At 67.0% G+C, this 23858-nt stretch carries 19 protein-coding genes and 1 tRNA gene; 4 read left to right on the forward strand and 16 right to left on the reverse strand.

Annotated elements, in window-relative coordinates; translation table 11 throughout:
- Nucleotides 1-27: 27 nt before the first annotated feature.
- The 8 genes from B9Y82_RS12510 to B9Y82_RS12545 form a co-directional block, all read right to left on the reverse strand.
- A complete protein-coding gene (locus tag B9Y82_RS12510) occupies nt 28-1335 on the reverse strand; it encodes an NADH-quinone oxidoreductase subunit D (RefSeq protein WP_100473471.1) in 1308 nt (435 codons plus the stop codon).
- Nucleotides 1332-2081 (reverse strand): NADH-quinone oxidoreductase subunit C, encoded by a 750-nt coding sequence (locus B9Y82_RS12515; protein ID WP_057497499.1) that lies wholly within the window; start codon nt 2079-2081, stop codon nt 1332-1334. Before B9Y82_RS12515 ends, B9Y82_RS12510 begins: the two co-directional genes overlap by 4 nt.
- A gap of 33 nt (nt 2082-2114) precedes the next feature.
- On the reverse strand, nt 2115-2669 hold the full coding sequence (locus B9Y82_RS12520) for a NuoB/complex I 20 kDa subunit family protein (RefSeq protein ID WP_005417936.1): 555 nt from the start codon (nt 2667-2669) through the stop codon (nt 2115-2117).
- Nucleotides 2660-3016 carry an NADH-quinone oxidoreductase subunit A gene (locus tag B9Y82_RS12525; protein ID WP_008265012.1) on the reverse strand — a complete coding sequence of 119 codons (357 nt, stop codon included), beginning with the start codon at nt 3014-3016 and terminating at the stop codon, nt 2660-2662. The genes B9Y82_RS12520 and B9Y82_RS12525 overlap by 10 nt, the downstream gene beginning before the upstream one ends.
- Before the next feature lie 111 nt (nt 3017-3127).
- Nucleotides 3128-3212 (reverse strand) — tRNA-Leu (locus tag B9Y82_RS12530).
- Nucleotides 3213-3263: 51 nt separating this feature from the next.
- Nucleotides 3264-3701, reverse strand: a complete 438-nt coding sequence (gene secG / locus B9Y82_RS12535) for a preprotein translocase subunit SecG (RefSeq protein WP_010486424.1) — start codon at nt 3699-3701, stop codon at nt 3264-3266.
- A gap of 31 nt (nt 3702-3732) precedes the next feature.
- Nucleotides 3733-4488 carry a triose-phosphate isomerase gene (gene tpiA / locus B9Y82_RS12540; protein ID WP_100473472.1) on the reverse strand — a complete coding sequence of 252 codons (756 nt, stop codon included), beginning with the start codon at nt 4486-4488 and terminating at the stop codon, nt 3733-3735.
- A gap of 798 nt (nt 4489-5286) precedes the next feature.
- Nucleotides 5287-6222 carry an isopenicillin N synthase family dioxygenase gene (locus B9Y82_RS12545; protein WP_010483082.1) on the reverse strand — a complete coding sequence of 312 codons (936 nt, stop codon included), beginning with the start codon at nt 6220-6222 and terminating at the stop codon, nt 5287-5289.
- Between the two features lie 194 nt (nt 6223-6416).
- Between B9Y82_RS12545 and B9Y82_RS12550 the strand changes: the two genes are divergently transcribed.
- The 3 genes from B9Y82_RS12550 to B9Y82_RS12560 are packed head-to-tail and all read left to right on the forward strand — an operon-like array spanning nt 6417 to nt 10310.
- A complete protein-coding gene (locus B9Y82_RS12550; protein WP_100473473.1) occupies nt 6417-8294 on the forward strand; it encodes a DUF3413 domain-containing protein in 1878 nt (625 codons plus the stop codon).
- A gap of 20 nt (nt 8295-8314) precedes the next feature.
- Nucleotides 8315-9460, forward strand: a complete 1146-nt coding sequence (locus tag B9Y82_RS12555) for a glycosyltransferase family 4 protein (protein ID WP_100473474.1) — start codon at nt 8315-8317, stop codon at nt 9458-9460.
- A complete protein-coding gene (locus tag B9Y82_RS12560) occupies nt 9453-10310 on the forward strand; it encodes a polysaccharide deacetylase family protein (protein ID WP_100473475.1) in 858 nt (285 codons plus the stop codon). Before B9Y82_RS12555 ends, B9Y82_RS12560 begins: the two co-directional genes overlap by 8 nt.
- A gap of 74 nt (nt 10311-10384) precedes the next feature.
- On the opposite strand, the gene glmM is transcribed toward B9Y82_RS12560, so the two are convergent.
- The 5 genes from glmM to trpB form a co-directional block, all read right to left on the reverse strand.
- Nucleotides 10385-11746, reverse strand: a complete 1362-nt coding sequence (glmM, locus tag B9Y82_RS12565) for a phosphoglucosamine mutase (RefSeq protein WP_100473476.1) — start codon at nt 11744-11746, stop codon at nt 10385-10387.
- Nucleotides 11746-12621 carry an acetyl-CoA carboxylase, carboxyltransferase subunit beta gene (gene accD, locus B9Y82_RS12570; RefSeq protein WP_005410473.1) on the reverse strand — a complete coding sequence of 292 codons (876 nt, stop codon included), beginning with the start codon at nt 12619-12621 and terminating at the stop codon, nt 11746-11748. The genes glmM and accD overlap by 1 nt, the downstream gene beginning before the upstream one ends.
- A 215-nt stretch (nt 12622-12836) precedes the next feature.
- Nucleotides 12837-13646, reverse strand: a complete 810-nt coding sequence (gene trpA / locus B9Y82_RS12575; RefSeq protein WP_100473477.1) for a tryptophan synthase subunit alpha — start codon at nt 13644-13646, stop codon at nt 12837-12839.
- Between the two features lies 1 nt (nt 13647).
- Nucleotides 13648-14328 (reverse strand): hypothetical protein, encoded by a 681-nt coding sequence (locus tag B9Y82_RS12580; protein WP_100473478.1) that lies wholly within the window; start codon nt 14326-14328, stop codon nt 13648-13650.
- Nucleotides 14325-15542, reverse strand: a complete 1218-nt coding sequence (gene trpB, locus B9Y82_RS12585; RefSeq protein ID WP_014647880.1) for a tryptophan synthase subunit beta — start codon at nt 15540-15542, stop codon at nt 14325-14327. The genes B9Y82_RS12580 and trpB overlap by 4 nt, the downstream gene beginning before the upstream one ends.
- A gap of 97 nt (nt 15543-15639) precedes the next feature.
- Between trpB and B9Y82_RS12590 the strand changes: the two genes are divergently transcribed.
- A complete protein-coding gene (locus tag B9Y82_RS12590) occupies nt 15640-16527 on the forward strand; it encodes a LysR family transcriptional regulator (protein ID WP_100473479.1) in 888 nt (295 codons plus the stop codon).
- Between the two features lie 71 nt (nt 16528-16598).
- Here the strand turns inward: B9Y82_RS12590 and B9Y82_RS12595 are convergent, their stop codons facing one another.
- Genes B9Y82_RS12595 through B9Y82_RS12605 form a run of 3 tightly spaced genes read right to left on the reverse strand, consistent with a single transcriptional unit; the run spans nt 16599 to nt 23847 of the window.
- Nucleotides 16599-17708 (reverse strand): toxic anion resistance protein, encoded by a 1110-nt coding sequence (locus B9Y82_RS12595; protein ID WP_100473480.1) that lies wholly within the window; start codon nt 17706-17708, stop codon nt 16599-16601.
- Nucleotides 17709-17752: 44 nt separating this feature from the next.
- The gene (locus B9Y82_RS12600) at nt 17753-18427 is read right to left on the reverse strand and encodes a hypothetical protein (protein WP_238381603.1); all 675 of its coding nucleotides are present in this window, start codon (nt 18425-18427) and stop codon (nt 17753-17755) included.
- Between the two features lie 29 nt (nt 18428-18456).
- The gene (locus tag B9Y82_RS12605) at nt 18457-23847 is read right to left on the reverse strand and encodes a DNA repair ATPase (protein ID WP_100473482.1); all 5391 of its coding nucleotides are present in this window, start codon (nt 23845-23847) and stop codon (nt 18457-18459) included.
- Nucleotides 23848-23858 lie beyond the last annotated feature (11 nt).

Below are 23858 nucleotides of genomic sequence, written 5' to 3' on the forward strand. Positions count from 1 at the left end.
CAGCGGGCGTTGGCGTGGCGGACGGCATTACCGGTCAACCTCGCCGAACACCAGGTCGTAGGTACCGATCATCGCCACCACGTCGGCCAGCATGTGGCCGCGCACGATCGAATCGATCGAGGACAGGTGGGCGAAGCCCGGTGCGCGCAGGTGCACGCGGAAGGGCTTGTTGGCGCCATCGGAGACCAGGTAGCAGCCGAACTCGCCCTTGGGCGCTTCCACTGCCGCGTAGGTTTCACCGGCCGGCACGCAGTAGCCTTCGCTGAACAGCTTGAAGTGGTGGATCAGCGCTTCCATGTCGTCCTTCATGTCCTCGCGCTTGGGCGGAGCGACCTTGAAGTTCTTGACCATGACCGGGCCGGGGTTGGCCTTCAGCCACGCCACGCACTGCTTGATGATGCGGTTGGACTCGCGCATTTCGGCGACGCGGACCAGGTAGCGGTCGTAGCAGTCGCCTTCCTTGCCCAGCGGGATGTCGAAATCGACGGCATCGTACTTGGCGTACGGACGCTTCTTGCGCAGGTCCCAGGCAACGCCCGAGCCGCGCAGCATCACGCCGGTCATGCCCCACTGGTGGGCCAGTTCCGGACTCACCACACCGATGCCGACGGTACGCTGCTTCCAGATACGGTTGTCGGTCAGCAGGGTTTCGTATTCGTCGATGCGCTTGGGGAACTCGACGGTGAAGTTCTCCAGGAAGTCCAGCAGCGAGCCTTCGCGCGCAGCATTGAGCTGCTTCAACGCCTTGCCCTTGTGCCAGCGCGACTCCTTGTACTTCGGCATGTGGTCCGGCAGGTCGCGGTAGACACCGCCCGGACGGTAGTACGCCGCGTGCATGCGCGCGCCGGAGACCGCTTCATAGCAGTCCATCAGCTCTTCGCGCTCGCGGAAGGCATACAGCATCACCGCCATCGCCCCCAGGTCGAGCGCGTTGGAGCCCAGCCACATCAGGTGGTTGAGGATACGGGTGATTTCGTCGTACATGGTGCGGATGTACTGCGCACGCTCCGGCGCCTCGATGCCCATCAGGGTCTCGATCGCGCGCACGTAGGCGTGCTCGTTGCACATCATCGACACGTAATCCAGGCGATCCATGTAGCCGATCGACTGGTTGAACGGCTTGGACTCGGCCAGCTTTTCGGTACCACGGTGCAGCAGACCCACGTGCGGGTCGGCGCGCATGATGGTTTCGCCGTCCATTTCCAGGATCAGGCGCAGCACACCGTGAGCGGCCGGATGCTGCGGGCCGAAGTTCATGGTGTAGTTGCGGATTTCCTGCCGGCTTTCAGCGGCGTTGCTGGCGAACGCTTCGCCGGCCTGGTGTACGTGGCTCACTTCACTGCCTCCTGCGCGCGCTCACCTTCTGCGGTCTGCAGACGGGCATCGTCGCGGATCACGCGCGGCACGCCGACACGCGGCTCCACCGAGGTGACCGGTTCGTAGATCACGCGCTTCTTTTCTTCGTCGTAGCGGACTTCGACATTGCCGATCAGCGGGAAGTCCTTGCGGAACGGATGGCCGACGAAACCGTAGTCGGTCAGGATCCGGCGCAGGTCCGGGTGGCCTTCGAAGATCACGCCGTACAGGTCGAACGCTTCGCGCTCGAACCAGTTCAGGCCCGGCCAGATGCCGGTCAGCGAGGACACCACCGGCAGCGCTTCGTCAGGGGCGAAGCAGCGCAGGTGCATCATCAGGTTGTGCTGGTACGAGCGCAGCTGGGCGACCACGGCGAAACGCTGGGTCGGCATGTGCTGCGGGCGGGCACCATCGGCGCCGTTCTCCTCGGTGGGGAACTCACCCCACGCGAAGCGGCCTTGGGCCTTGCCTTCGACGCCACGGCTGAAGCCCTGCGAGGACACATCGGCGGTATCCCATTCGTCGGAGCCATAACCAAGGTAGTCGACGCCGCAGAGATCCACGGCCTGCTCGAAACCAAACTCGTCACGCAGCGCCAGGGCGGTGGCGTGCCACTCGGCGGCAGGCACTTCCAGCGTCACTTCGCCGCGGGGTTCGACCACGATGACCTTCGCACCAGCGAAACGTACGGAGAGTCGGTCGATGAAGGATGCTTGCTCTGCCATGGGGGCTTGGCGCGCTCTTGTCAGGTGAAGGGGTCAGCGGGCGATGGTCTGTGTACGCCAGATCTTCTTCTGCAGCTGCAGGATCCCGTACACCAGCGCCTCGGCGGTCGGCGGGCAGCCCGGGACGTAGACGTCCACCGGCACCACGCGATCACAGCCGCGCACCACAGAATAGGAATAGTGGTAATAGCCGCCGCCGTTGGCGCAGCTACCCATCGAGATGACCCACTTCGGGTCCGGCATCTGGTCGTAGACCTTGCGCAGCGCCGGGGCCATCTTGTTGACCAGGGTGCCGGCGACGATCATCACGTCGGACTGACGCGGCGACGGGCGGAACACCACACCGTAGCGGTCAAGGTCCAGGCGCGCGGCGCCGGCGTGCATCATCTCGACCGCGCAGCAGGCCAGACCGAAGGTCATCGGCCACATCGAGCCGGTGCGCGCCCAGTTCAGCAGTGCGTCGACGCTGGTGGTGACGAAGCCCTTTTCCAGCAGCGGGTTGTCGCCTTCCGGCCGCAGGATGTCATCAACCCGGCCTTCCGGCGACGGGTTGTTCATGAGGCCATCGAGAGTCTGAATCACTCCCATTCCAGCGCTCCCTTCTTCCAGACGTAAATGAAACCGAGGAACAGCATGCCGACGAACAGGCCCATGGTGATGAGCGAACGCGCGCCCAGCTCCATGAAGACCTGGGTCCAGGGCACGATGAAGATGATTTCCAGGTCGAAGACGATGAACTGGATCGCGATCAGGTAGTAGCGCACGTCGAACTTCATGCGCGCATCTTCGAAGGCCTCGAAGCCGCACTCGTACGGCGACAGCTTTTCCAGATCGGGGCGGCGGGGACCGAGGAATCGACCAACCAGCATCAGCGTAATACCGATACCGGTGGCAACGATCAGAAACAGCAGAGACGGCAAATATTCGGCCAGCACAGCGATTCTCTCTTGCCTCTGCCGCCGCGCCTGCAGGCGCTTTGGCATGGGGGAGTGGACGGGAATCTGCCTGGCGCCTTGCGCGCCAGACGAACCCGCTTTACTTACAAATGGTGCCCAAGAGGGGACTCGAACCCCTACGACTTGCGTCGCTACCACCTCAAGGTAGTGCGTCTACCAATTCCGCCACCTGGGCAAACGATCACATCAGACTATGTTCCCGATGCGCCGCGTATTGTAACCGGCTTCAGTCTTTCTGGGAGCCTTCCGAAGGCTTTTCTTCACCAGAAACCGAAGATTCCGCCTGAGCCGGCACATTCGCGGCCGGAACCGGGGCGGCCGGGACCGCATCGGCCTTCGGAACGGCCGGCAGTTCGCCCGCCGGAGCCGCCGGAGCGACTGCCGCCGGGGCGGACATCAGGCCCAGATCCTGGTCGGCCGCCGGGCGACTGCCATGGCCGGCATACCAGGCCATGAAGAGGCTGATGCCGAAGAACACGACAGCCAGCCACTTGGTCGACTTGGACAGGAAGTTCGAGGCACCGCGCGCACCGAACACCGTACCCGAGGCACCGGCACCAAAGCCCGAACCCGCCGCCGCCCCCGAGCCACGCTGCATCAGGATCAGCGCGATCATGGCCACAGCGACCAGCACGTAGACGACATTGAGGATCAACATCAGCATTGGAAACCGCCCTCGGACAAAACTTCTAGGATTAGTTCGCGGCCGCCGCCCGTGCGATGGCCAGGAAGTCCGCGGCCACCAGGGAGGCGCCGCCGACCAGCCCACCATCGACATCCGGCTGCGCGAACAGTTCCCCGGCATTGTCGGGCTTCACGCTACCGCCGTAAACAATGGGCAGTGAATCAGCGATTCTAGCATCGAAACGCGCGACTTCGCCACGGATGAACGCGTGCACCTGCTGCGCCTGCTCCTTGCTGGCGGTACGGCCGGTGCCGATGGCCCAGACTGGCTCGTAGGCAACCACGGCCTCGGCGAAACCAGCCGCGCCGACCCGCTCCAGCACCGGCGCCAGCTGGCTGGCGATGACCGCTTCGGTCTGCCCGGCCTCGCGCTGCTCCAGGGTCTCGCCCACGCACAGCACCGGCACCAGGCCGGCGTGCTGGGCGGCGGCGAACTTGCGCGCGACCAGCTCGCTGCTTTCATGGTGGTACTGGCGGCGCTCGGAATGGCCGACCAGGCCATAGCGGGCCCCGACCTCGACCAGCATGGCCGCGCAGACCTCGCCGGTGTAGGCGCCCTTCTCATTGCTGCTTACGTCCTGCGCGCCAAAGGCCAGGCCGGTCTCGCCGAAGTCCTCGACCAGCTCGCCCAGGTACGGCAGCGGTGGCAGGATCACCACGTCCACCCCCTCCAGCGGCAGCCCGGCGGCCACCTGCCCCAGCAGTTCATTGGCGAATTGACGGCTGCCATGCAGCTTCCAGTTTCCGGCGACGATCTTGCGGCGCATGAGCGGGTGGCTCCTGTGTGAAGTCAGCCGGTCATGATACCCGTTGCGGCAAAAATCCGTTTCCGTGTAAGCGTTTACATGGATTTTCAGCCAACGGCGCCGCCCCTCGTGGCGGGGGCGCAGAGAGCCCGGTTGGATTTGGGGCGTGGCCGGGCGGGTGGGACTGCGCAGGGGGCGCTGCAAGTCCCCCTCCGGGGCCCGGCCCAGCCGCTGGCGGCTGTGCGTTCGGGCGCTTGCGAAGCAGTGCTTCGCAAGCAAAGCGCCCTCACCCATGTAAGCTCGGTCGCCGCTTGCTCGTGTGCGCTGTCCTGCACACACGAGCAAGACCGGGGTTGGGCGCCCTACCCCACCCGCCCGGCCTCTGACACATTCCGGCGGTTCCGCCCGCCACGGAAAGAAAAAAGAAGAGCAAGGGCAAAAGCAGAAGCAGGAGCAGCACTCCGGTCGACCGCCGGTGTCAGATCCCTTTTCCGCAGGAAAAGGGATCTGACACCTACCCCACTTCGATCTGACAGATGTGTCGACCAAGGTCGACACCTACCAGAAGCCGCCCGTACCCACCGTCACCGGGAGACTGTCGAAGGCGGGGAGGTGTCGGATGGCGGGGTGTCCGCGGCATGGATGCCGCGGCCAAGCCCCCAGGGACGGGTTTACGGCGTCCCCGCCATCCGACACCTCCCCGCCTCCCCACGGAACATCCCAGAGCCGCTTTGGCCTTGGCTTTGGCTTTGGCCTCTGCGGGTGCAGGGCGCAGCCCTGCAAAGAAAAAGGCCGCCTTTCGGCGGCCTTCACTACTTATTACTTCAGCTTGATCTCGCGCAGGCGTTCCTCGAGGAAGCCGTGGGCGGTGATCGCCTCCGGGTACCGGCTCGGGTTCTCCGGGGTGATGCAGGACGGCAGCACGTCGATCAGGAAGTCCGGGTTCGGGTGCAGGAAGAACGGCACCGAGTAGCGCGGCTGGCGGGCCAGCTCACCCGGGGGATTGACCACGCGGTGGATGGTCGACGGATACACGTGGTTGGTCAGGCGCTGCAGCATGTCGCCGATGTTGACCACGATGGTGTCCGCATCTGACGTAAACGGCACCCACTCGCCTTCATGCGACTGCACTTCCAGGCCCGCGGCGCTGGCGCCGACCAGCAGAGTGATGAAGTTGATGTCGCCGTGGGCACCGGCACGCACGTTCGGGATATCGTCGGTGGTGATCGGCGGGTAGTGGATCGGGCGCAGGATCGAGTTGCCGAAGTTGGTCTTGTCGGCGAAGAAGTCCTCCGGCAGGCCGATGTGCAGGGCCAGCGCGGACAGTACGCGAGAGCCCAGATTGTCCAGTGCCTGATACAGGCCGTACCCGCGCTCGCGGAAACCTTCGACCTCGGTCGGCCACAGGTTCGGTGCCATCACGTCCCGGTACTTCGAGTCATCGGCGATTTCACGACCGATATGCCAGAACTCCTTCAGGTCGAAATGCTTGGAGCCCTTGGCGGTCTCCACGCCGAACGGAGTGTAGCCGCGGGCCCCGCCACTGCCGGCCACGTGGTACTTGCGCTTGACCTCTTCCGGCAGTGCGAAGAAGGCCTTGAAGGCGTCGTAGGCCGCGTCGATGTCGGCCTGCGGGATGCCGTGGTTACGGATGCCCGCGAATCCCCATTGGCGGTAGGCCGCGCCCAGCTCGGCCACGAAGGCCTCGCGGTCGCTGTCGAAACGGGTGATGTCGAGGGTGGGGATCTGGCTCACAGCGGTTCCTGGCTTGTCGTTGGGTCTGAGGGGGCCAACGCATTCATGGCCCGCCTGAACATTGTGACAGATCGCCCGGGGGACGCCACTCGATACAAGGAAACAAACCGATACAATGCGCGACCCGCGCGCGTCGTAACGCTTTCGTCACGCAGGCGCTCCCTTGTCTCCGCGCTCCCTGAACCCGACCCGCCATGCCCGCAGCTTCCCCTGCCGCCCCCGCCACTGAAGGTTCCGCCCGGCGCTGGCGCCGACTGGCCTGGTGGTCGCTGTTCATCGCCGGCAACGCGGTACTGGCCGCAGCGATCGCGCTGGGCAACGTGCCGCTGCGTGACAATCCGGGCGGCGGCGCCGGCCTGGCCTACCTGGCGATTGCCCTGCCCGGCCACCTGCTCGCGTTCGGTGCGCTGGCCGGCCTGCTGCCGTTGCTGCTGGGCCTGTGGCCGCGCAGCGCGCGCACGCTGAGCGTCAGTGCCGTACTGCTGCAGGGCCTGTGGCTGTGCCTGCTGCTGGTCGACGCCAAGGTCTTCACCCTGTACCGCTTCCACCTCAACGCCATGGTCGTGAACATGGTGTTCGGCGGCGCCCTGCACGACCAGGTCGCCCTGTCCTGGAAGACCTGGCTGCAGATCGCGCTGCTGGTCGCTGCGGTCTTCACCGCCGAAGGCCTGCTGGCCTGGGCCTGCTGGAAACTGCTGCCGGCCGCGCCGCGCCGGCGACGGGTACTGCAGGCCTGGGCAGTGGTCGCGCTGCTGATGGGCGGCGGCCAGGTCGCCACGGCCTACTACGACGCCCGCGGCGACCGCGATGTGATCGCGCAGTGGAACTACCTGCCGTGGGCGCAACCGATCACCGCCAAGAGCTTCATGCGGCGCCTGGGCGTGGTCAGCCAACAGCAGGCCGGCCTGCCCGACCCGCGCCATGCGCAGCTGCTGTACCCGCTGCATCCGCTGCGCTGCCAGAGCCCCCATCGCCCCAACGTGCTGATGGTGGTGCTGGAATCGCTGCGCCAAGACGTGCTGACACCGCAGCTGATGCCCAATACGTCGGCGCTGGCGCAGGACGCGCGCGTGTTCGACCATCATTTCAGCACCGGCAATGCCACCCGCTACGGCCTGTTCGGACTGCTCTACGGCCTGCCCGGTGGTTACTGGCCAAGCATGCTTGACGAGCAGCGTGGGTCGCAGCTGTTCCAGGTGCTGGGCCAGCAGGGCTACGACCTGCACCTGTACGGCAGCGCGCCGCTGTACAGCCCGGAATTCGATCGCACCGTCTTCGCCGATGTGCGCGACCAGCTGCACCAGGGGCCATCGGCGCTGAAGTCCGACGGCCGCGACCGCGCGATCATCAGTGCACTGCAGCAGGACATCCGCGCCAGCCAGGCCGCGCAGCGCCCGTGGTTCGGCTTCGTGTTCCTCGATTCTACCCACGCGCCCTACCACATGCCCGCCGGCTACCCGCCAGTGGCGACGCCGATGGCCGCCGACATCGACTTCCTCAAATTCGGCCCGGAGCATGACCCGGCGCCGGAACTCAACCGCTACCGCACCGCTGTGCACTATGCCGACAGCCTGATCGGCACGCTGCTGGACGATCTGCGCGCACAGGGCCTGGCGGAAGACACCATCGTGCTGGTCACCGGTGACCATGCCGAAGAGTTCAACGACCTCAAGCTGAATTACTGGGGCCACAACGGCAACTTCTCCGATTACCAGCTGCAGGTTCCGTTCGTGCTGCGCTGGCCGGGCAAGGCCGCGGGTCACGACGCACGCACCAGCTCGCACGAAGACTGGGTGCCGACACTGATGCGCCACGCACTGGGATGCGAGAACGCACCGAGTGATTACAGCACCGGCCAGGATCTGCTGGCCGAGCCGCAGGGCCAGCGCGCCCTGGTGGTGGAAAGCTGGTCGCAGCGCGCGATACGCCATGGCGACGCTATCTACGTGTTCGACAAGTTCGGCAACGCCACCGCTCTGGGCCTGGACTATCGCCCGCTGCCGCAGCAGGCGCCCGATGCAGCCGCCGTACGCACTGCATGGGAAGCACTGACCCGCTTCCGCAACCGCTGACCCTCAAGGATCGACCCCGCATGAACCGTCCGCTGCGCATCCTGCACACCGAAGCCGCCAAGGGAATGGGCGGGCAGGAGATCTACATCTTCCGCCACATGCAGGTGATGCGTGCGCGTGGCCACGAGGTGGCGCTGCTGTGCCAGCCCGAGGCGCGACTGGCCCAGCTGGCACGCGATGATGGTTTCACCGTGCATACCCTGCGCATGGGCGGCCTGCTGCGCCTGCTGCGCGGCATCTGGTCGGTTTCGCGCCTGGTGCGCCGCGAGCGCTATGACGTGGTCAACACCACCAGCCGCCGTGATGCGCTGATTGCCGCCGCCGGCGCACGCCTGGGCGGCACGCCGCTGGTGGTGCGCTCGCGCCACCTGATGAGCCCGGTCAACTCGCTGCTGACCTATACCGGACTGCCGCACCGGGTGCTGACCGTCAGCGGCTTCGTCAAGCAGTTGCTGGCCGAGCGCGGCATTCCGGCCGAGCACATCGGTATCGTGCCGCCGATCGCAGTCCCCCCGCGCTGGAGCGAAATCCGCAAGGCCGATCCCTGGCAGTGCCTGCAGGAGGTACGCACGGAGGTACGCGCCGAGCTCGGCTTCGGCGAACAGGACATCGTAGTCGGCTGCGTGGCGGTATTGCGCGAACCCAAGGGCCATGCCGACCTGCTGCAGGCGATGGTACCGCTGTGCAAGACCCATCCGAACCTGCATCTGGTGGTGATCGGCGATGGCCAACCGGTCATGGATCGGCTGCAGGCGCTGCGCGATGAGCATGGCCTGCAGCAACAGGTGCATCTGCTCGGCTATCGTGATGGCGCGTGCCGGCTGATGGCCGGTTTGGACATCTTCGCCCTGGCCTCGCACAAGGAGGCTGCCGGTACCGTCTTCCTGGAGGCCGCCTATGTCGGGGTGCCGATCGTGGCCACGCGCGTGGGAGGCGTGCCGGAGATGGTGGTCGATGGCAGCAATGCGATCCTCACCCGGCTGGGCGACAATGCGGCCCTGACAGGCGCCCTGCGCCTGCTGGTGGACGATCCGGAACGGCGGCGGCAGATGGGCCGCGCCGGGTGGGACTGGATGCGCAGCGCGCGCCGATTCACCCCCGACGGCCACGGTGAAACCACCGAACACTATTACCACCAGTGGCTGAAGGAGCTGGGACATGGCTGATACCCGAACCGTACCGGTGCTGATGCACCACCACGTCAGTCCGTCGCCGGGCATGATCACCGTGTCGCCGGAGAATTTCGAAAGCCAGATCGCATGGCTGGCCGGCAACGGCTGGACCTCGCTGACACTGGACCAGTACGCCGGTTTCCTGGCCGGCAAGCCGGTGCCGCGCAAGTCGATCGTGATCACCTTCGACGATGGCTACCTGGACAACTGGGTGTATGCGCACCCGGTCCTGCAGAAGTACGGCATGCACGCCGTGGTGTTCGTGGTCACCGGCTGGATGGGGGAAGGCCCGGAGCGGCCCCATGCGGGGCTTGCCGGGGCAATGTTGCCTGCCACGCCGGACCACCGCAGCTGCGAAGCAGCGATCTATGAGCAGAACCGCAGCGACGACGTGATGATGCGCTGGAGCGAAGCGCGCGCGGCCATCGCCGCCGGCACCTTCGAAGTGCATTGCCACACCCATACCCACACCCGCTGGCTGCGCCGCGACGATCTGGACCGCGCACAGCGCCGTGCCGGCCTGAGCCATGACCTGGCAGTGTCGCGCAGCGTCCTGCAGGACAAGCTCGGCGAGGTGTCCGATACGCTGTGCTGGCCTTACGGCGATTTTGACCAGGACCACATCGAGGTGGCACGCGAGCAGGGGTTCCGCTACCTGCACACCACCCATCCGTTCGGCCGCAACGTGGTAGGCGGCGATCCGGAACGCATCTACCGCTTCGCGATCCGCAACCGCCCGGCCAGCTGGCTGCGCAAGCGCATCGCGCAGAGCTACAACCCGCTGATCGCACCGCTGTTCAATGGCTTCAAGGCACGCCAGAAGAAGATGGTGCCGGGGCCGTAAGCAGCCCACTGCCCTGCCCCTTCAACGAAAACGCCCCGGAATGCCGGGGCGTTTTCGTTGAAGGGGCAGGCGTCTCAGCTGGCGGCTTCACGTACCGCCGCGGAGAGGCGGTCCAGCGTCTGCTGCATCAGCGCGGCATCATCGGCTTCCACCGTGACCCGCACCACCGGCTCGGTACCGGACGGGCGCAGGAATGCACGACCACGGCCAGCCACCGATTGCTGTGCGACGGCCAGCGCGGCCTGCACGCTGTCGGCCTGCACCGTGGCCTTGGCCGAGACATTGCCCAGCCGCACATTGACCGTCTTCTGCGGCACCCGCACCAGCCCCTTCAGTGCCTGGCGCAGGGTCTGCCCGCTGTTGCGCAGCGCCACCAGCACCTGCAGCGCACTGACGATACCGTCACCGGTAGTGGCCCGATCCAGGCACAGCAGGTGGCCGGAGGCTTCACCGCCGAGCACGCCACCGCCTTCGACCAGCGCCTGGTGCACGTAGCGATCACCGACATTGCTGCGCAGGAACGGAATCTGCAGGTCGGCAAATGCCTTCTCAACGCCGTAGTTGCTCATCAGCGTGCCGACCACCGGACCATGCAGGCGGCCTTCGTCCTTCCAGGCGCGGGCCAGGATGTACAGCAGGTCATCGCCGTCGACCGGATTGCCCTGGTCGTCGGCCATCAGCACGCGGTCGCCATCGCCATCGAAGGCGATGCCGAGATCGGCGCGGGTTTCGCGGACCTTGGCCGCCAGGTTGTCGATATGGGTGGAGCCAACGCCGGCGTTGATGTTGACGCCGTTGGGCTCGGCACCAATGCCGATCACCTCCGCCCCCAGTTCGCGGAACAGCAGCGGCGCGATCTGGTAGGTGGCGCCGTGCGCGCAATCCAGCACCAGGCGTACGCCACGCAGGTCGAACGCGCGCGGCACGCTGGCCTTGCAGAACTCGATGTAGCGGCCGACCGCCTCGCGCGCGCGCGACGCCTTGCCCAGCTTCTCCGATTCAGCGGTGGTGAACGGAACGTCCAGCGCCGCTTCCAGGGCCAGCTCGGTGGCATCGTCGAGCTTCTCGCCCAGGGCGGAGAAGAACTTGATGCCGTTGTCGTAATGCGGGTTGTGCGAAGCGCTGATGACGATGCCGGCATCCACGCCCAGCGTGCGGGTCAGGAACGCCACCGCCGGGGTCGGCATTGGTCCCAGCAGCTGCACGTCGGCACCGGCGGCAACCAGGCCGGCCTCCAGCGCCGCTTCGAACATGTAGCCGGAAATGCGGGTGTCCTTGCCGATCACCACGATCGGCCGGCGCCCGTCCTGGCCGCGTTGCGCGACCAGGACACGGCCCAGGGCGTTGCCCAGGCGCAGCACGAAGTCGGCCGAGATCACGCCCTGGCCGACCCGTCCACGGATGCCATCAGTACCGAAGTACTTGCGGGCCCCCATCAAGCCACCTCCGGCGCCGGCTGGCGGCCCAGCATTGCCAGCAGGTCCGACAGGCGGTCGCGCATCTCGCGGCGGTCGCAGATCTGGTCGATGGCACCGTGCTCCAGCAGGAACTCCGAACGCTGGAAACCTTCCGGCAGCTTTTCGCGCACGGTCTGCTCGATCACGCGCGGGCCGGCGAAGCCGATCAGTGCCTGCGGCTCGGCGATGTTGATGTCGCCCAGCATCGCGAAGGAGGCCGACACGCCACCGGTGGTCGGGTGGGTCAACACCGAAATATATGGCAGGCCGGCTTCGCGCAGCTTGCCCAGCGCAGCCGAGGTCTTGGCCATCTGCATCAGCGAGAACAGGCCTTCCTGCATGCGAGCGCCGCCGCTCTGCGAGAAGCACACGTAGGGCGCACCGATCTCGACCGCGGTTTCCGCGGCCAGCGCGAAACGCTCGCCGACCACCGAGCCCATCGAGCCGCCCATGAAGGCAAAGTCGAACGACGATGCCACCAGCGCGCGCCCCTTGAGCAGGCCGCGCATGGCGATCAGTGCGTCGTACTCGCCGGTGTTCTTCTGCGCGATCTTGATGCGCTCGCTGTACTTCTTCTGGTCCTTGAACTTGAGCAGGTCGGTCGGCCCCAGGCGTGCACCGATCTCGGTGGTGCTGTCGGCATCGAACAGGGCGGCCAGGCGCGCACGCGCACGGATCGCCATGTGATGGCCGCACTTCGGGCAGACTTCCAGGTTCTCTTCCAGTTCCGGACGGTACAACGCGCTGCCGCAGTTGCTGCACTTTTCCCACAGGCCCTCGGGGACACTGCGCTTCTTGCTGGGGGTGTTGTCGGTGCGGATGCCGGACGGCATCAACTTGCTGAGCCAACTCATGCGGGAGGACACTTCCGTTCAGGGCGGCCCAGGGGCCGCAAAGGCGGACAGTCTAGCTCCGCTTTCCCCGCCCGTGCACCCCCTTGCCAGCCGCGGGGCGGCCGGAAAAAACCATGCTGGGACGTACGTTTAGGTGCTGGAAGTGCAGGCCACTGGCCGGCAGCCCTTGCGTGCAGGCGGGTATGGAGGATGCCGGCCTACGGCCGGCAGCCTTGTTACGCGTCCAGCGCCTGTCGCAGCGGGGCCAGGAAGGCCCGGGCGCGCTGCGCAGCCTCTTCAGCCGAGCCCGCTTCGGCCAATGCCGCCACCAGCGCGCTGCCTACCACCACGCCATCGGCCTGGCGGGCCATGGCTGCGGCACTGGCGGCATCCTTGATGCCGAAGCCTGCCACCACCGGCACCGACGCGCGCGCACGCAATGCCTGCAGGCGGGCGCTGGCGGCTTCGCTGTCCAGGCGCTCGGACGCGCCGGTGACACCGGCAAAGCTGACGTAGTAGAGATAGCCACGGGCCAGCGCCAGCAACTTGTCGGCACGCGCCTCGCTGGTGGTCGGTGACGCCAGCAGGACCAGGGCCAGGCCGGCCGCATCAAATGCCTGCAGCGCCTCGCCCGCTTCTTCCGGCGGCAGGTCGACCAGCAGCACGCCGTCCACGCCTGCGTCCACGGCAGCCTTGGCGAAGGCCGCGTAACCATGGATCTCCACCGGGTTCAGGTAGCCCATCAGCACGACCGGAGTCTTCGCATCGCGCTCGCGGAACTGCGCCACGGCCTGCAGCACGTAGCGGCTGCCAGCACCGCGCGCCAGCGCGCGCTCGGAGCTGCGCTGGATGGTCGGGCCATCGGCCATCGGGTCGGAGAACGGCACGCCCAGTTCGATCACGTCGGCGCCGGCATCGACCAGTGCGTGCATGACCGGCACCGTGGCTTCCAGCGAGGGATCACCGGCTGTGACGAAGGGGATCAGCGCCTTGCGCTGCTGCTCGCGCAGGCGCTGGAAACAGGCATCGAGTCGGGATACAGGCATCTCAGGCACATCCTTCAATCAGTTCAATCGCATCGCTGGTCCCCCAGTACATCCGGGTGACCTTCCCTTCAAACAATTCAAGGCGAATGCCCAGGTCCGAACCCGGGTCCTGCCAGGTGAGGTACTCACCTTGGTCACCATCGTAGGCATGCGGGCTGGACACCGGCGGCTTCGGGAATTGGGCCATGGCCTGGGCACGGGTCATGCCGATGCGCAGGCCGAACGGTCCCGGCTGTTCAACCGGCAGTTCCGGCTCATCGCCCGGCTTCAGATCAAAACGGACCACGCGATCGTCGTCGGTCATCATCGACACGCCCGGCGGCAGCCCCTTGCCGTCGTAGTACTCGCAGTCGCCTTCGAAGAATTCCTTCGCGCCCTGCGCCTTCCAGGGACCCAGCGCCTTCAGGTCACTCATGTGCTGGCCAACCAGCACGTCACCGGCATGATCCAGCGCCACCGAAGCCACCGCGGGCGCATCATCGCTACTCGTCCCTTCTTCGGAGGGAGCATCGACAATCGGCGCACGCGCCATCGGGTCGAGGTCATCGTTGGCGGCCGACTGCTGTGCCGGCTGCGTGGTGGCCTTGGCGGCCGGTGCCAGTACCGGCGGCTCCGGCGGCTGGCACGCGGCCAACCCCAGCGCCAGCAGCAGCACGCCACTGTTCCGCAGCAGCGCGCTCACAGCACCAGCCCTTCGCGCGCGGCGATGGTATGCACGTCCTTGTCGCCACGGCCGGACAGATTGCACAGCACGATCTGGTCACGCGGACGCTCACGCGCCAGCTTGATCGCCTGTGCCAGCGCATGGCTGGACTCCAGCGCCGGCAGGATGCCCTCGGTATGCGCCAGCAGGTGGAAGGCCTGCAGTGCTTCTTCATCGGTGATGCCGAGGTAGCGTGCACGGCCGGTGTCGGCCAGGAATGCGTGCTCGGGGCCGACGCCCGGATAGTCCAGGCCGGCCGACACCGAATGGGTCTCGATGATCTGGCCGTCGTCGTCGCACAGCACATAGGTGCGGTTGCCATGCAGCACGCCCGGGCGACCGGCAGCGATCGACGCGGCGTGGCGGCCGGTGCTGATGCCATCGCCTGCGGCTTCGGCGCCGACGATCTCGACCTGGCGATCGTTGAGGAAGGCATGGAACAGGCCGATGGCATTGCTGCCACCACCGACGCAGGCGGTGATCGCATCGGGCAGGCGGCCGTACTCGGCCAGCATCTGCTCGCGTGCTTCGCGGCCGACGATGGCGTTGAAATCGCGCACCATGCGCGGATAGGGATCCGGGCCGGCAACCGTACCGATGATGTAGAAGGTGTCCTGCACATTGGTCACCCAGTCGCGCATCGCTTCGTTGAGCGCGTCCTTCAGGGTGGCCGAGCCGGAGGTGACCGGCACCACCGTCGCGCCGAGCAGCTTCATGCGGTAGACGTTGATCTTCTGCCGCTCGATGTCGGTGGCGCCCATGTACACCACGCACTCCAGGCCCAGCCGCGCGGCAACGGTGGCGCTGGCCACGCCGTGCTGGCCGGCACCGGTCTCGGCGATGATGCGCTTCTTGCCCATCCGCGCCGCCAGCAGCGCCTGGCCGATGGTGTTGTTGATCTTGTGCGCGCCGGTGTGGTTCAGGTCCTCACGCTTGAGCAGGATCTGCGCGCCGCCAACATGGTCGCTCAGGCGCTGGGCGTGGTAGATCGGGCTCGGCCGGCCCACGTAGTGGGCCAGGTCGCGGTCGTAGGCGGCCTGGAATGCCGGGTCCTGGCGGGCCTGGTCATAGGCCTGCGCCAGTTCCTGCAGCGGGCCGACCAGGGTTTCGGCAACGAAGCTGCCGCCGTAGCGGCCGAAATGGCCCTGGGCATCCGGGAAGGCGTGGTAGTCGGCAATGGGGGAGGCAGACATGGAAGCGACCGCTGGTTCGAGACAGGTGGATACTCTAGCGCACGGGTCATGACCGGAAAATGGATATTATCTGGCGTATATCGTCAGGAAATCTCACATGAGTCGTTCCTTGCTGCCACCGCTCAATGCGCTGCGCGCGTTCGAGGCCACCGCCCGCCTGGGCGGGGTTGGCCGTGCCGCGCAGGATCTGCACGTCACCCACGGTGCGGTCAGCCGGCAGCTGAAGCTGCTGGAAGACCACCTCGGCCTGGCACTGTTCCAGCGTGCCGGCCGCGGCCTGCGCCTGACCGCTGCGGGCACGCGCCTGCAGGCAGCATGCAGCGAGGCCTTCAGCGGCATCGAAGACTGCGTGCGCGAACTGCGGCGGCCGGCGGCGGCCCCGGCGCTGGTGCTGGGCTGCAGTGGCAGCGTGCTGGCGCGCTGGATGATTCCGCGCCTGCCCGCGCTGCAGGCCGCCCTGCCCGGCGTACGCCTGCAGTGGTCGGCGCTGGATGGCAGCTTCACCGAGGCGCAGGCCGCACTGGATGCGGTGCTGTTGCTGGCGCAGGGGCCATGGCCCCGGGGCTGGCAGGTGCGTGAGCTGGCGCCGGAGCGGGTCGGCGTGGTGGTGGCCCCCTCGCATCCGGCGGCGCTGCGCCTGCGGCATGTACCGCCCTCGGCGCTGCTGCAGGAGACGCTGCTGCACACCAGCTCACGGCCGCAGGCGTGGCCGGCGTGGGCGCAAGCGCACGCTCTGGACACCGCGAAGCTGCAGCTGGGTACCGCCTTCGAGCACCTGTACTACCTGCTGGAAGCCGCAGTGGCCGGGCTGGGCCCGGCGATCGCACCCGAGCCGCTGGTGGCCGAGGACCTGGCCGCCGGGCGACTGGTCGCGCCGTGGGGGTTTGCCGCCACCGGTGGTTTCTGGGTGCTGGCGCGACCGGACGGACCGGCCGATGCACGCGTGGATGCGCTGGCCGACTGGCTGGGCCAGCAACTCCGCTGACAGCAAAAAGGGGACGGAGGGGATTAAGTCGGAAGTGGCACAAACGACTTAATTCCCTCCGTCCCCTTTTTTCAGCTGGCGGTCGGGGTGGCCAGCCGCTGCTGCAGGTCCTCGCGCAGCCGCGACAGTTCCACTTCGGCCTGCTGCCGCTGCTGCATGCCTTCGCGATGGATGCTGCGCACTTCCTCGACCGTGGCGATCAACTGGTCGTGCACGTGGCGCAGCGTGGCCACGTCGATCACGCCGCGCTGGTTGCTGCGCGCGGTATCCACCGAGGCCTGGCGCAGCAGGTCGGCATTGCGGCGCATCAGCTCGTTGGTGGCATCGTCGATGGCGGTGGACAGCTCGACTGCGGCCTTCTGCTCGCCCAGCGAAAGCTGGATGGCGAACTGGCGCTTCCACGACGGGATGGTGATCTCGCGCACCGTGTTGAACTTCTCGATCAGCTGCAGCGCGTTGGCCTGGATCAGGCGGATCATCGGTAGTGACTGATCGGCCGCGTGCTGCATCAGCTGCAGGTCGGACACGCGCTTTTCGATCAGGCGGATCGCGTTGTCGACTTCACCCTGGCGGATGCGCTGCTGCGGATCCTCACTGCCCTGCCCGGCCAGCTGCTCGGCCCGCAGTTCGGCCAGTCGCTGCTTGCCGGCGGCGGCATACAAGCCGAGCGCATGGCGTTCTTCACGGACGATGTCGTGCATGCGGTCGAACTCGCCCACGCGCTTGCCCATCAGCGCCTGTTGCACACCGACATCGCCCAGCAACTGCTCGATCTGCGCGTTGGTGTCGCTGAACTTCTGCACCAGCTCGCCCTTGGATACGCGCAGGCGGTCGATCAGGCCACCGATCACCGGCACCTTCGACCGCTGGGCGAAGCCGTCCAGCTTCAGGCTGCGCGCGATGCGCACCACTTCGCCCAGTTTCTCGCCGCTGGCATCCAGGTCACGATTGCGCACCTGGTCCAGCAACTGGCTGGAAAACGCTGCGGTGCGCGTGGCCGCTTCGCGCCCGAACACCTGCAGGTTGCCCGGGCGCAGGTCATCCAGCTCCAGACGGATCTCGGCGATGCGCGGCAGATCCTCGCGGACCAGGCCCAGCGCCTGCAGTGCGCCTTCATCAAGCGCAGTGGCGGTGGTGGTGCCGGGCACGAGGGCACCGGGGGTCTGGCTGTCCTGGGTCATCGGGCAGTCTCCTTGCAGTTGGGTAAGCGGCAGCGGCGGCCGGCTCAAGGCAGTCTAGCCTGAGCTGCGGCTACCTCGTCATCGATCTGTGCGTGCAGCGAGGCGGCCTTCGCGGCCAGTGTGGCGCCGGCCGCGGCCTGGCCCGCCACGGCGGCCTGCCGCCAGGCCGGTAACAGGACGTCATGGATGCGCGCGAAGCGTTGCAGCAGCACGGTGTCCTGGTCCTGCAGCAGCTGCCATTGATGGGCTTCCAGACGGCGCAGCGAGGCCAGCCGGCGAAGATGATCCAGCCGTTGCGACAGCGCGGCCTGGCCGGCGATATCCAGCGACGTCAGCCGCGCCGCAGCCAGCCCGACCCAGTCGTCCAGCGCTGCGGCCGCCGCTGAGTGCTCGGCGATGGCCATGGCCCGCAGCTGCAGGTGCTGCTGCAGGTGCTGGGCCTGCTCACGCGCCTGCAGGGCCAGCACGCCCAGCTGCGACTGCAGCGCACGCCCTTCCGCCTCGCGATCGACATCGCGCCCCAGCAATCGGCCCCACCAGCTCTCCTGCTGCCGGATCTGCGCCGGGTTATCGGCCTGCAGGGCCAGCGCGATGCATGCCAGTGCCGCCACCAGGCCTTCGCCCGCGCCCGGCGGCAAAGGTGTTTCGCGCCGCGCCAGCGCCTGCAGCAACGGCGCACCATAGTCGGCCAGCACGGCGACATCGGCCGTGTCCGGCAAGCTTGGTGGCGGCAGTGGCGCCTGCGTGGTCACGGCAGCGGCGGCGGCTTCGGTGTCGTTGCCGGAATGTCCTCGCTGTCGCCCGGCGGCAACGACTCGCCATAGAAGTGGCGCATCAGGGCTTCATCCAGCGCGCGCTCCTCCGGCGTCGTGGCACGGCGCACGCGCGCACGCTGCGCCACCACACTGTTCGGCACGCCACGCTCGACCTGCTGCCGCGCCCAGCCGGCGAATGCGGCCAGGGTCTGCGACACCTGTGCCTGCTGCGCCTGCGATGCCGCCAACAATTCCACCAACGGCGCCAGGCCAGCCTGCAGGTCGTCGGCCAGGACCGTGGCCGGCACGCTGGGAGCCGCCGCGACCGGCTCCGGCGCGGTGGCTGCGGGACGGGTTTCAGAAAGGCGATGCAAGGCCTCCAGCAACGCCGGCCACGGTGCCGGGTCGGCAACGGCGATCGCCTCCGGCGCCGGCGGTGGCAGCTGCAGGGCGGTGGCGATGTCGGCCAGCTGCGCAACCACGCGCCCCCCGACATCGCTGTCGTCGGCACCCATGGCCTTGTTGCGCAGGAAATCGCGCTTGATCTGCGTCCATCGCTGCGCCTGCGTGTCGTCCAGCACGCCGCGCAGTTCGGCCAGCTTCAACAGGTTTTCTTCGGCGCCGGTGGTCAACAGCTGTGCCTCGCCCAGGTAGTGGTCGGAGATCAACTGCTGCAGCTCGTCCTCGTTCATCACCGGCGAGATCTTCTCGGCCAGCTTGTTCATGTTGCGGTAGCTGCCCTGGAGCCGGAACGGCGGCTCGGTACGGTAGCGATCGTCCTGCGCGGCACTGGCGATGTACTGCTGGTTGACCCGGTAGACCACGTCGCGCACGCGCAGCATGCGCTGCAGTGTGGCGGTGATTTCATTGATTTCCGCGCTGCTGTAGGCGTGGCTGAGGCCGTTGGTCGAGACTTCCTTGCCCATCGCACGGTCGACCAGCACGTACAGGTCAGCCATGTCACGCGTGGCCAGCGGCGCCAGCACCGGGTTGGACGTCAGGCTGTTCTCGATGTAGCTGAGGGTAAAGGCCGCCTCCATGCCACCGAGCACATCACCGAGGTTGTAGATGTCGGCACGGTTGGCCAGCATGTCGGGAATCTTGAATACTTCGCCGGACTCGGTGTACGGGTTGCCGGCCATCACCACGCAGAACTTCTTGCCGCGCATGTCATAGGTGCGGGTGCGACCACGCCACACACCCTCGATACGGCGGGTACCATCGCACAGCGAGATGAACTTCTGCAGGAATTCAGGATGGGTGTGCTGGATGTCGTCCACATACAGCATGGTGTTGTTGCCCATCTCCAGCGCCAGGTTGAGCTTCTCCAGTTCCTGCCGCGAGGTCGCGTCCGGTGCCTGTGCCGGGTCCAGCGAGCGCACCTCGTGACCCAGCGCCGGGCCGTTGATCTTCATGAAGACCAGGCCCAGTCGGTGCGCCACATATTCCATCAGCGTGGTCTTGCCGTAGCCCGGGGGCGAAATCATCATCAGCAGGCCCATCAGGTCGCTGCGCTTGTTCTCGCCGACCGTGCCCATCTGCTTGGCCAGGTTGTCACCGATCACGCCCAGGTAGACATCATTGATCAGCCTGTTCCGCACGAACGAGGACAGCGGCCGCGCCTTGAACTCGGAAAGCCGCAGGGTCTCGCGCTCGCGGCCGATGATGCCCTGTCGCAGTGCCTGGTAGGCATGGAATGCCGGCACGAAGTCGCGCAGGTGCTGCTGCAGGCGCGTGAGGAAATCATCCAGCGATACCACCAGCGTGCCGTTGCTGATGCGCGCATGTTCACCCAGCAGGCCACTGACCTCCGCCTGCAACGCGGTGTCGCGGGCACGGGTGCTCAGCTGGCGCTGCACCAGCAGCAGTGCCGCGGCCTCGTCGACGTATCCGGCATGCAGGGCATGCGCCGGCAGCCGCGCCAGCGCACGCAGCCACTGCCCGGCCAGCGCCCAGCGCGTGGCCAGCGGATCCTGGCTGCGCTGCAGGGCGCGTTCGACCGCCTCACGCTGCCCGGCCTGCTCCAGCTGCTGCTGTAGCGCATCCAGCAGCGCCACCGCATGGCGACTGCTGCTGAACACCGGCTCGCCGGTCGCCAGCTCTTCGCCCAGGTAGGCGGCCGCAGCCTCTGCGGCATCGGCATCGAACGGCAACGCGTGGGATTGCGTGTACGCCAGCAGTGCCTCGGCCATTTCAGCACGCAACGCCAGCCGCCCTTCGTCGGACCCCAGCAGGCGTGCCAGCGCTTCGGCACCCATCTGTCGGCCCGGCCATTGCGCCACGGCTTCGCGCCGCTGCTCGGCAGCCCAGAACAGCAGTGCCAGCGCACGCACCCGCGGTGCATGGCGCAGGCTGCCGGCCGCCTGCTGCAGGGGCAGCAATGCACGCAGTATCAGTGCGGCATCATGGTCATGGATGCCGCGCTCGTAGCCTTCGCGGTAGCGCGGTGCGGCGAACGCACGCACGCGCTGGTCCAGTGCTTCGGGGGTGGCGGCTTCATGCTGCAACGTGGCCAGATCGAGGCCGTCGCTGCCCTCCTGCGCGGCCATCAGCAGGCTGCCGGCCAGATACTCGCCGCGATACAGCGTGGGCGATTCCGAGTCCAGCGTGACCGGCCAGAACGGCTTCAGTGCATCCAGCTCCGGGTCGTGCAGGGTTTCAAGGAAGTCGGTGCCGGTCAGGTGGATAGCCAGCGTATCGCCCCGCGGCAGCAGGGTCAGATCCAGCGCCTGGGTGTTGACGCTGAAGCGGTGCCGCGGTCCCAGCCGCACCACGTTGCCGCCCGCTTCGTACAGATCACTGCGGTCGCGCAGCTGGCGCACCGCCTGGTCACGCACGCCTTTCAGCCGCGCCTCGATGTCGTCGGCCTTGACGTTGTCATGCAACGCGCGCAGGCGTTCGGCCAGCTCACGCAGCTTGAGGATCAGCGGATCGCCGGCGAAGAACGCATTGAGCTCGTCGGCGGTGGCGAAGCGCTCGGTGCGCTTGGCCAGACCATCGAGAATGCGGTTGGCCGCATCCAGCACCGAACGCGCCTTGCGCTGGCGGTCATCCAGCAGTGCCTGCTTGTGCGTCTCGAAGGCTTCGACCAGCTCTTCGCGTTTGCTCAGGATGTCGCCGAGGAACTGCTCGTGTTCGCCAAACTGGCTTTCCAGCTCCTCCAACTGCACCAACAGGCGCGAAAGCTGCTCGTCGGCGCGTTCGGGGTCGGTGGCCAGCGCCAGCGCGCTGGTGATCGACTGCGAGAACAGCGCGAACTGCGCGGCAAACTGCGCCACGGCCTCGGCCGAACCCAGCGACCGGCGACGCTGGTCGGCGCGCGCGCGCGCCTGGTTGAGGCGCCCGTACAGCACCGAGATCGACTCGACCACGCGGGTGCGGGCAGTGGCATCGTCCACCTTCAGGCCGGCCATCAGCTCGGACAGCATGTCCAGGTCTGCCGCCATCCCACGCAGCCCCTCCAGCTGCTCGTCCAGCTGGCGGGCGCTCTGTGCCTGCTGCGCCGCTTCATCCAGCGCCTGCAGGCGCGTGGCCAGCGGCGCCAGCGCGGCGTCGCCAGCGAGGAAATCACCCGTGGCGGCGCCGACGCGGTCCTGCGCCTCCACCAGCTCGGCCGTCATCGCCTCGATGCGCGCGGTGTCGATGTAGCGCAGCTCGCGGATGGTCAACAGGCGTCCGCGCAGTGCAGTGATTGCGTTGAGCGCCTCGACGAAGGCCTGCACCTCGTTCCAGTTCTGCGGCTGCAGCCGGCCCAGCAGCGCCTTGTGCGCGGCCTCTGCCTCGACCATCGCCTGTGCCGACTGCTGGCGGATCGACTGCACCTTCTCGTATTCGTCCAGCACCGATTCGCCGGTGGCGCTGATCTGCCGCAGCAGCTCCTCGGCACCATCGCAGGCCGCGTCGCCCAGCCAGTGGTGGGCATCGAACAGGCGCCGGGTATCAGCTACCAGGCGCTGGTAACGCTGTACCGACACGTCCTGGCCATCGATCTCGCGTGCGAGGTTGAACAGGTTGGAAATGCCGCGCACCAGTTCGGCGTTGCCGATGCGGCCCATGAAGGTGTTGCCAGGCGGCCGGCTGGCGGCGAATTCGTCACTGCTGAACGGCGTCTGCCAGACCTGCATCGGATGGATGCGGGTGGGTTCGCTGCCTTCGGCATGGAACAGCACCATGCGCCCGTCCTGCAACAAGGCGTAGCCATGGCCGAACACCGGGTTCTGCAATATGCGCTGGATGGTGTTGTAGACGAACAGCGCCGAGCGCCCGCCCTCGCGCTCGTAGAAGATGTACAGCACGTCCTCGCCGTTCGGCGAACGGATACTGCGCTTGAACTGCATGCCGGCCATCGAGGCGTCGAATGCCTTGTGCTCGCCGCCCTGCAGGTAGTAGCCGCCCGGGAAAATCACGCCGTGGTCTTCGGGCAGCTGCACGCAGGCCTGCACGATCGCATCGTTGCGCACGATGCCGCCGGTCAGCGTGTTGTAGATCAGGCCGCGCCATTCCGTCTCCCGGTAGGGCAGCACCTTCAGCAGGACCAGCGAACCAACCCGTGCGAATTCGAACTGGGCGTCGTCCAGCGACTGCGTACTGTCCTCCACCGGTTCGCTGTAGATGCCCTGCCCGGTTTCGGTGTTGTTCTCGACCTTGATGGTGAGGTCGCCGCCAGTGGTCTCCACGAACAGGGTGTCGAGGATGTTCAGGTGCGAATGGCGGCCATTGACCGCCAGGTCGCGGGTGGCCCTTGTCCATTCGAAGTCGAACGGCGGCGGCAGTGCGATATCGCGCTCGCCGCGCGCGTCCAGATAGGTCAGTTCGCCATCGCGCGCCAGCGCCCAGCGGAACACGCGCACGTCGCTGCTGCGCTCGCCGATCTGGAACGAGGCCAGCAGCTTGTCGCCCACCACGATCAGCTGCAGCAGGCGTGCGTGCTTGTAGTAGGCGTACAGCTCGTTGAAGTCGTGCACGAAGCCGGGCTGGTCGAGGAAGCTGCCCTTCAGCTCCAGCGCGGCGACGTCGTAGCCGTCGCTGCCCTGCACCAGCCGGTACAGGCCGAACACATCCTCGATACGGGTCTGGGTCTTCAGCCCGATGAACACGTTGTAGCCGAACAGCAGGCGGTCCGGCCCGACCTGCACGATGTCGCGGCCGACGCAGTTGTTTTCGCTGCGGATGCGGAAGCGCCCGACCACCTCCAGGCGGCTGTCACCGAACTCGGCCAGGCGCTGGCGGTTGAGCGTTTCGGCCAGGCCCTGCAGGCGCTGGCCCTGCTCGGCCAGGCGGCGGCGCAGGACTTCGTAGGCGCCGCCCTGGGCAACGGCCTGGTCGACGGTATTGCCGCCGGCCTCGGGTGCAGTGGATTCGGCGGACGGATGGGTATCAGACATCAGCAGGCTTC

This window comes from Stenotrophomonas maltophilia (assembly GCF_002799155.1).
GTDB lineage: Bacteria > Pseudomonadota > Gammaproteobacteria > Xanthomonadales > Xanthomonadaceae > Stenotrophomonas > Stenotrophomonas maltophilia_R.

Excerpts from the sequence above, each read along its gene's own strand:
- B9Y82_RS12515 (WP_057497499.1), bottom strand. The coding sequence starts at position 2,081 with ATGGCAGAGCAAGCATCCTTCATCGACCGACTCTCCGTACGTTTCGCT.
- B9Y82_RS12520 (WP_005417936.1), bottom strand. The coding sequence starts at position 2,669 with ATGGGAGTGATTCAGACTCTCGATGGCCTCATGAACAACCCGTCGCCG.
- secG (WP_010486424.1), bottom strand. The coding sequence starts at position 3,701 with ATGCTGATGTTGATCCTCAATGTCGTCTACGTGCTGGTCGCTGTGGCC.
- tpiA (WP_100473472.1), bottom strand. The coding sequence starts at position 4,488 with ATGCGCCGCAAGATCGTCGCCGGAAACTGGAAGCTGCATGGCAGCCGT.
- B9Y82_RS12550 (WP_100473473.1), top strand. The coding sequence starts at position 6,417 with ATGCCCGCAGCTTCCCCTGCCGCCCCCGCCACTGAAGGTTCCGCCCGG.
- B9Y82_RS12555 (WP_100473474.1), top strand. The coding sequence starts at position 8,315 with ATGAACCGTCCGCTGCGCATCCTGCACACCGAAGCCGCCAAGGGAATG.
- B9Y82_RS12560 (WP_100473475.1), top strand. The coding sequence starts at position 9,453 with ATGGCTGATACCCGAACCGTACCGGTGCTGATGCACCACCACGTCAGT.
- glmM (WP_100473476.1), bottom strand. The coding sequence starts at position 11,746 with ATGGGGGCCCGCAAGTACTTCGGTACTGATGGCATCCGTGGACGGGTC.
- accD (WP_005410473.1), bottom strand. The coding sequence starts at position 12,621 with ATGAGTTGGCTCAGCAAGTTGATGCCGTCCGGCATCCGCACCGACAAC.
- trpA (WP_100473477.1), bottom strand. The coding sequence starts at position 13,646 with ATGCCTGTATCCCGACTCGATGCCTGTTTCCAGCGCCTGCGCGAGCAG.
- trpB (WP_014647880.1), bottom strand. The coding sequence starts at position 15,542 with ATGTCTGCCTCCCCCATTGCCGACTACCACGCCTTCCCGGATGCCCAG.
- B9Y82_RS12590 (WP_100473479.1), top strand. The coding sequence starts at position 15,640 with ATGAGTCGTTCCTTGCTGCCACCGCTCAATGCGCTGCGCGCGTTCGAG.
- B9Y82_RS12595 (WP_100473480.1), bottom strand. The coding sequence starts at position 17,708 with ATGACCCAGGACAGCCAGACCCCCGGTGCCCTCGTGCCCGGCACCACC.
- B9Y82_RS12605 (WP_100473482.1), bottom strand. The coding sequence starts at position 23,847 with ATGTCTGATACCCATCCGTCCGCCGAATCCACTGCACCCGAGGCCGGC.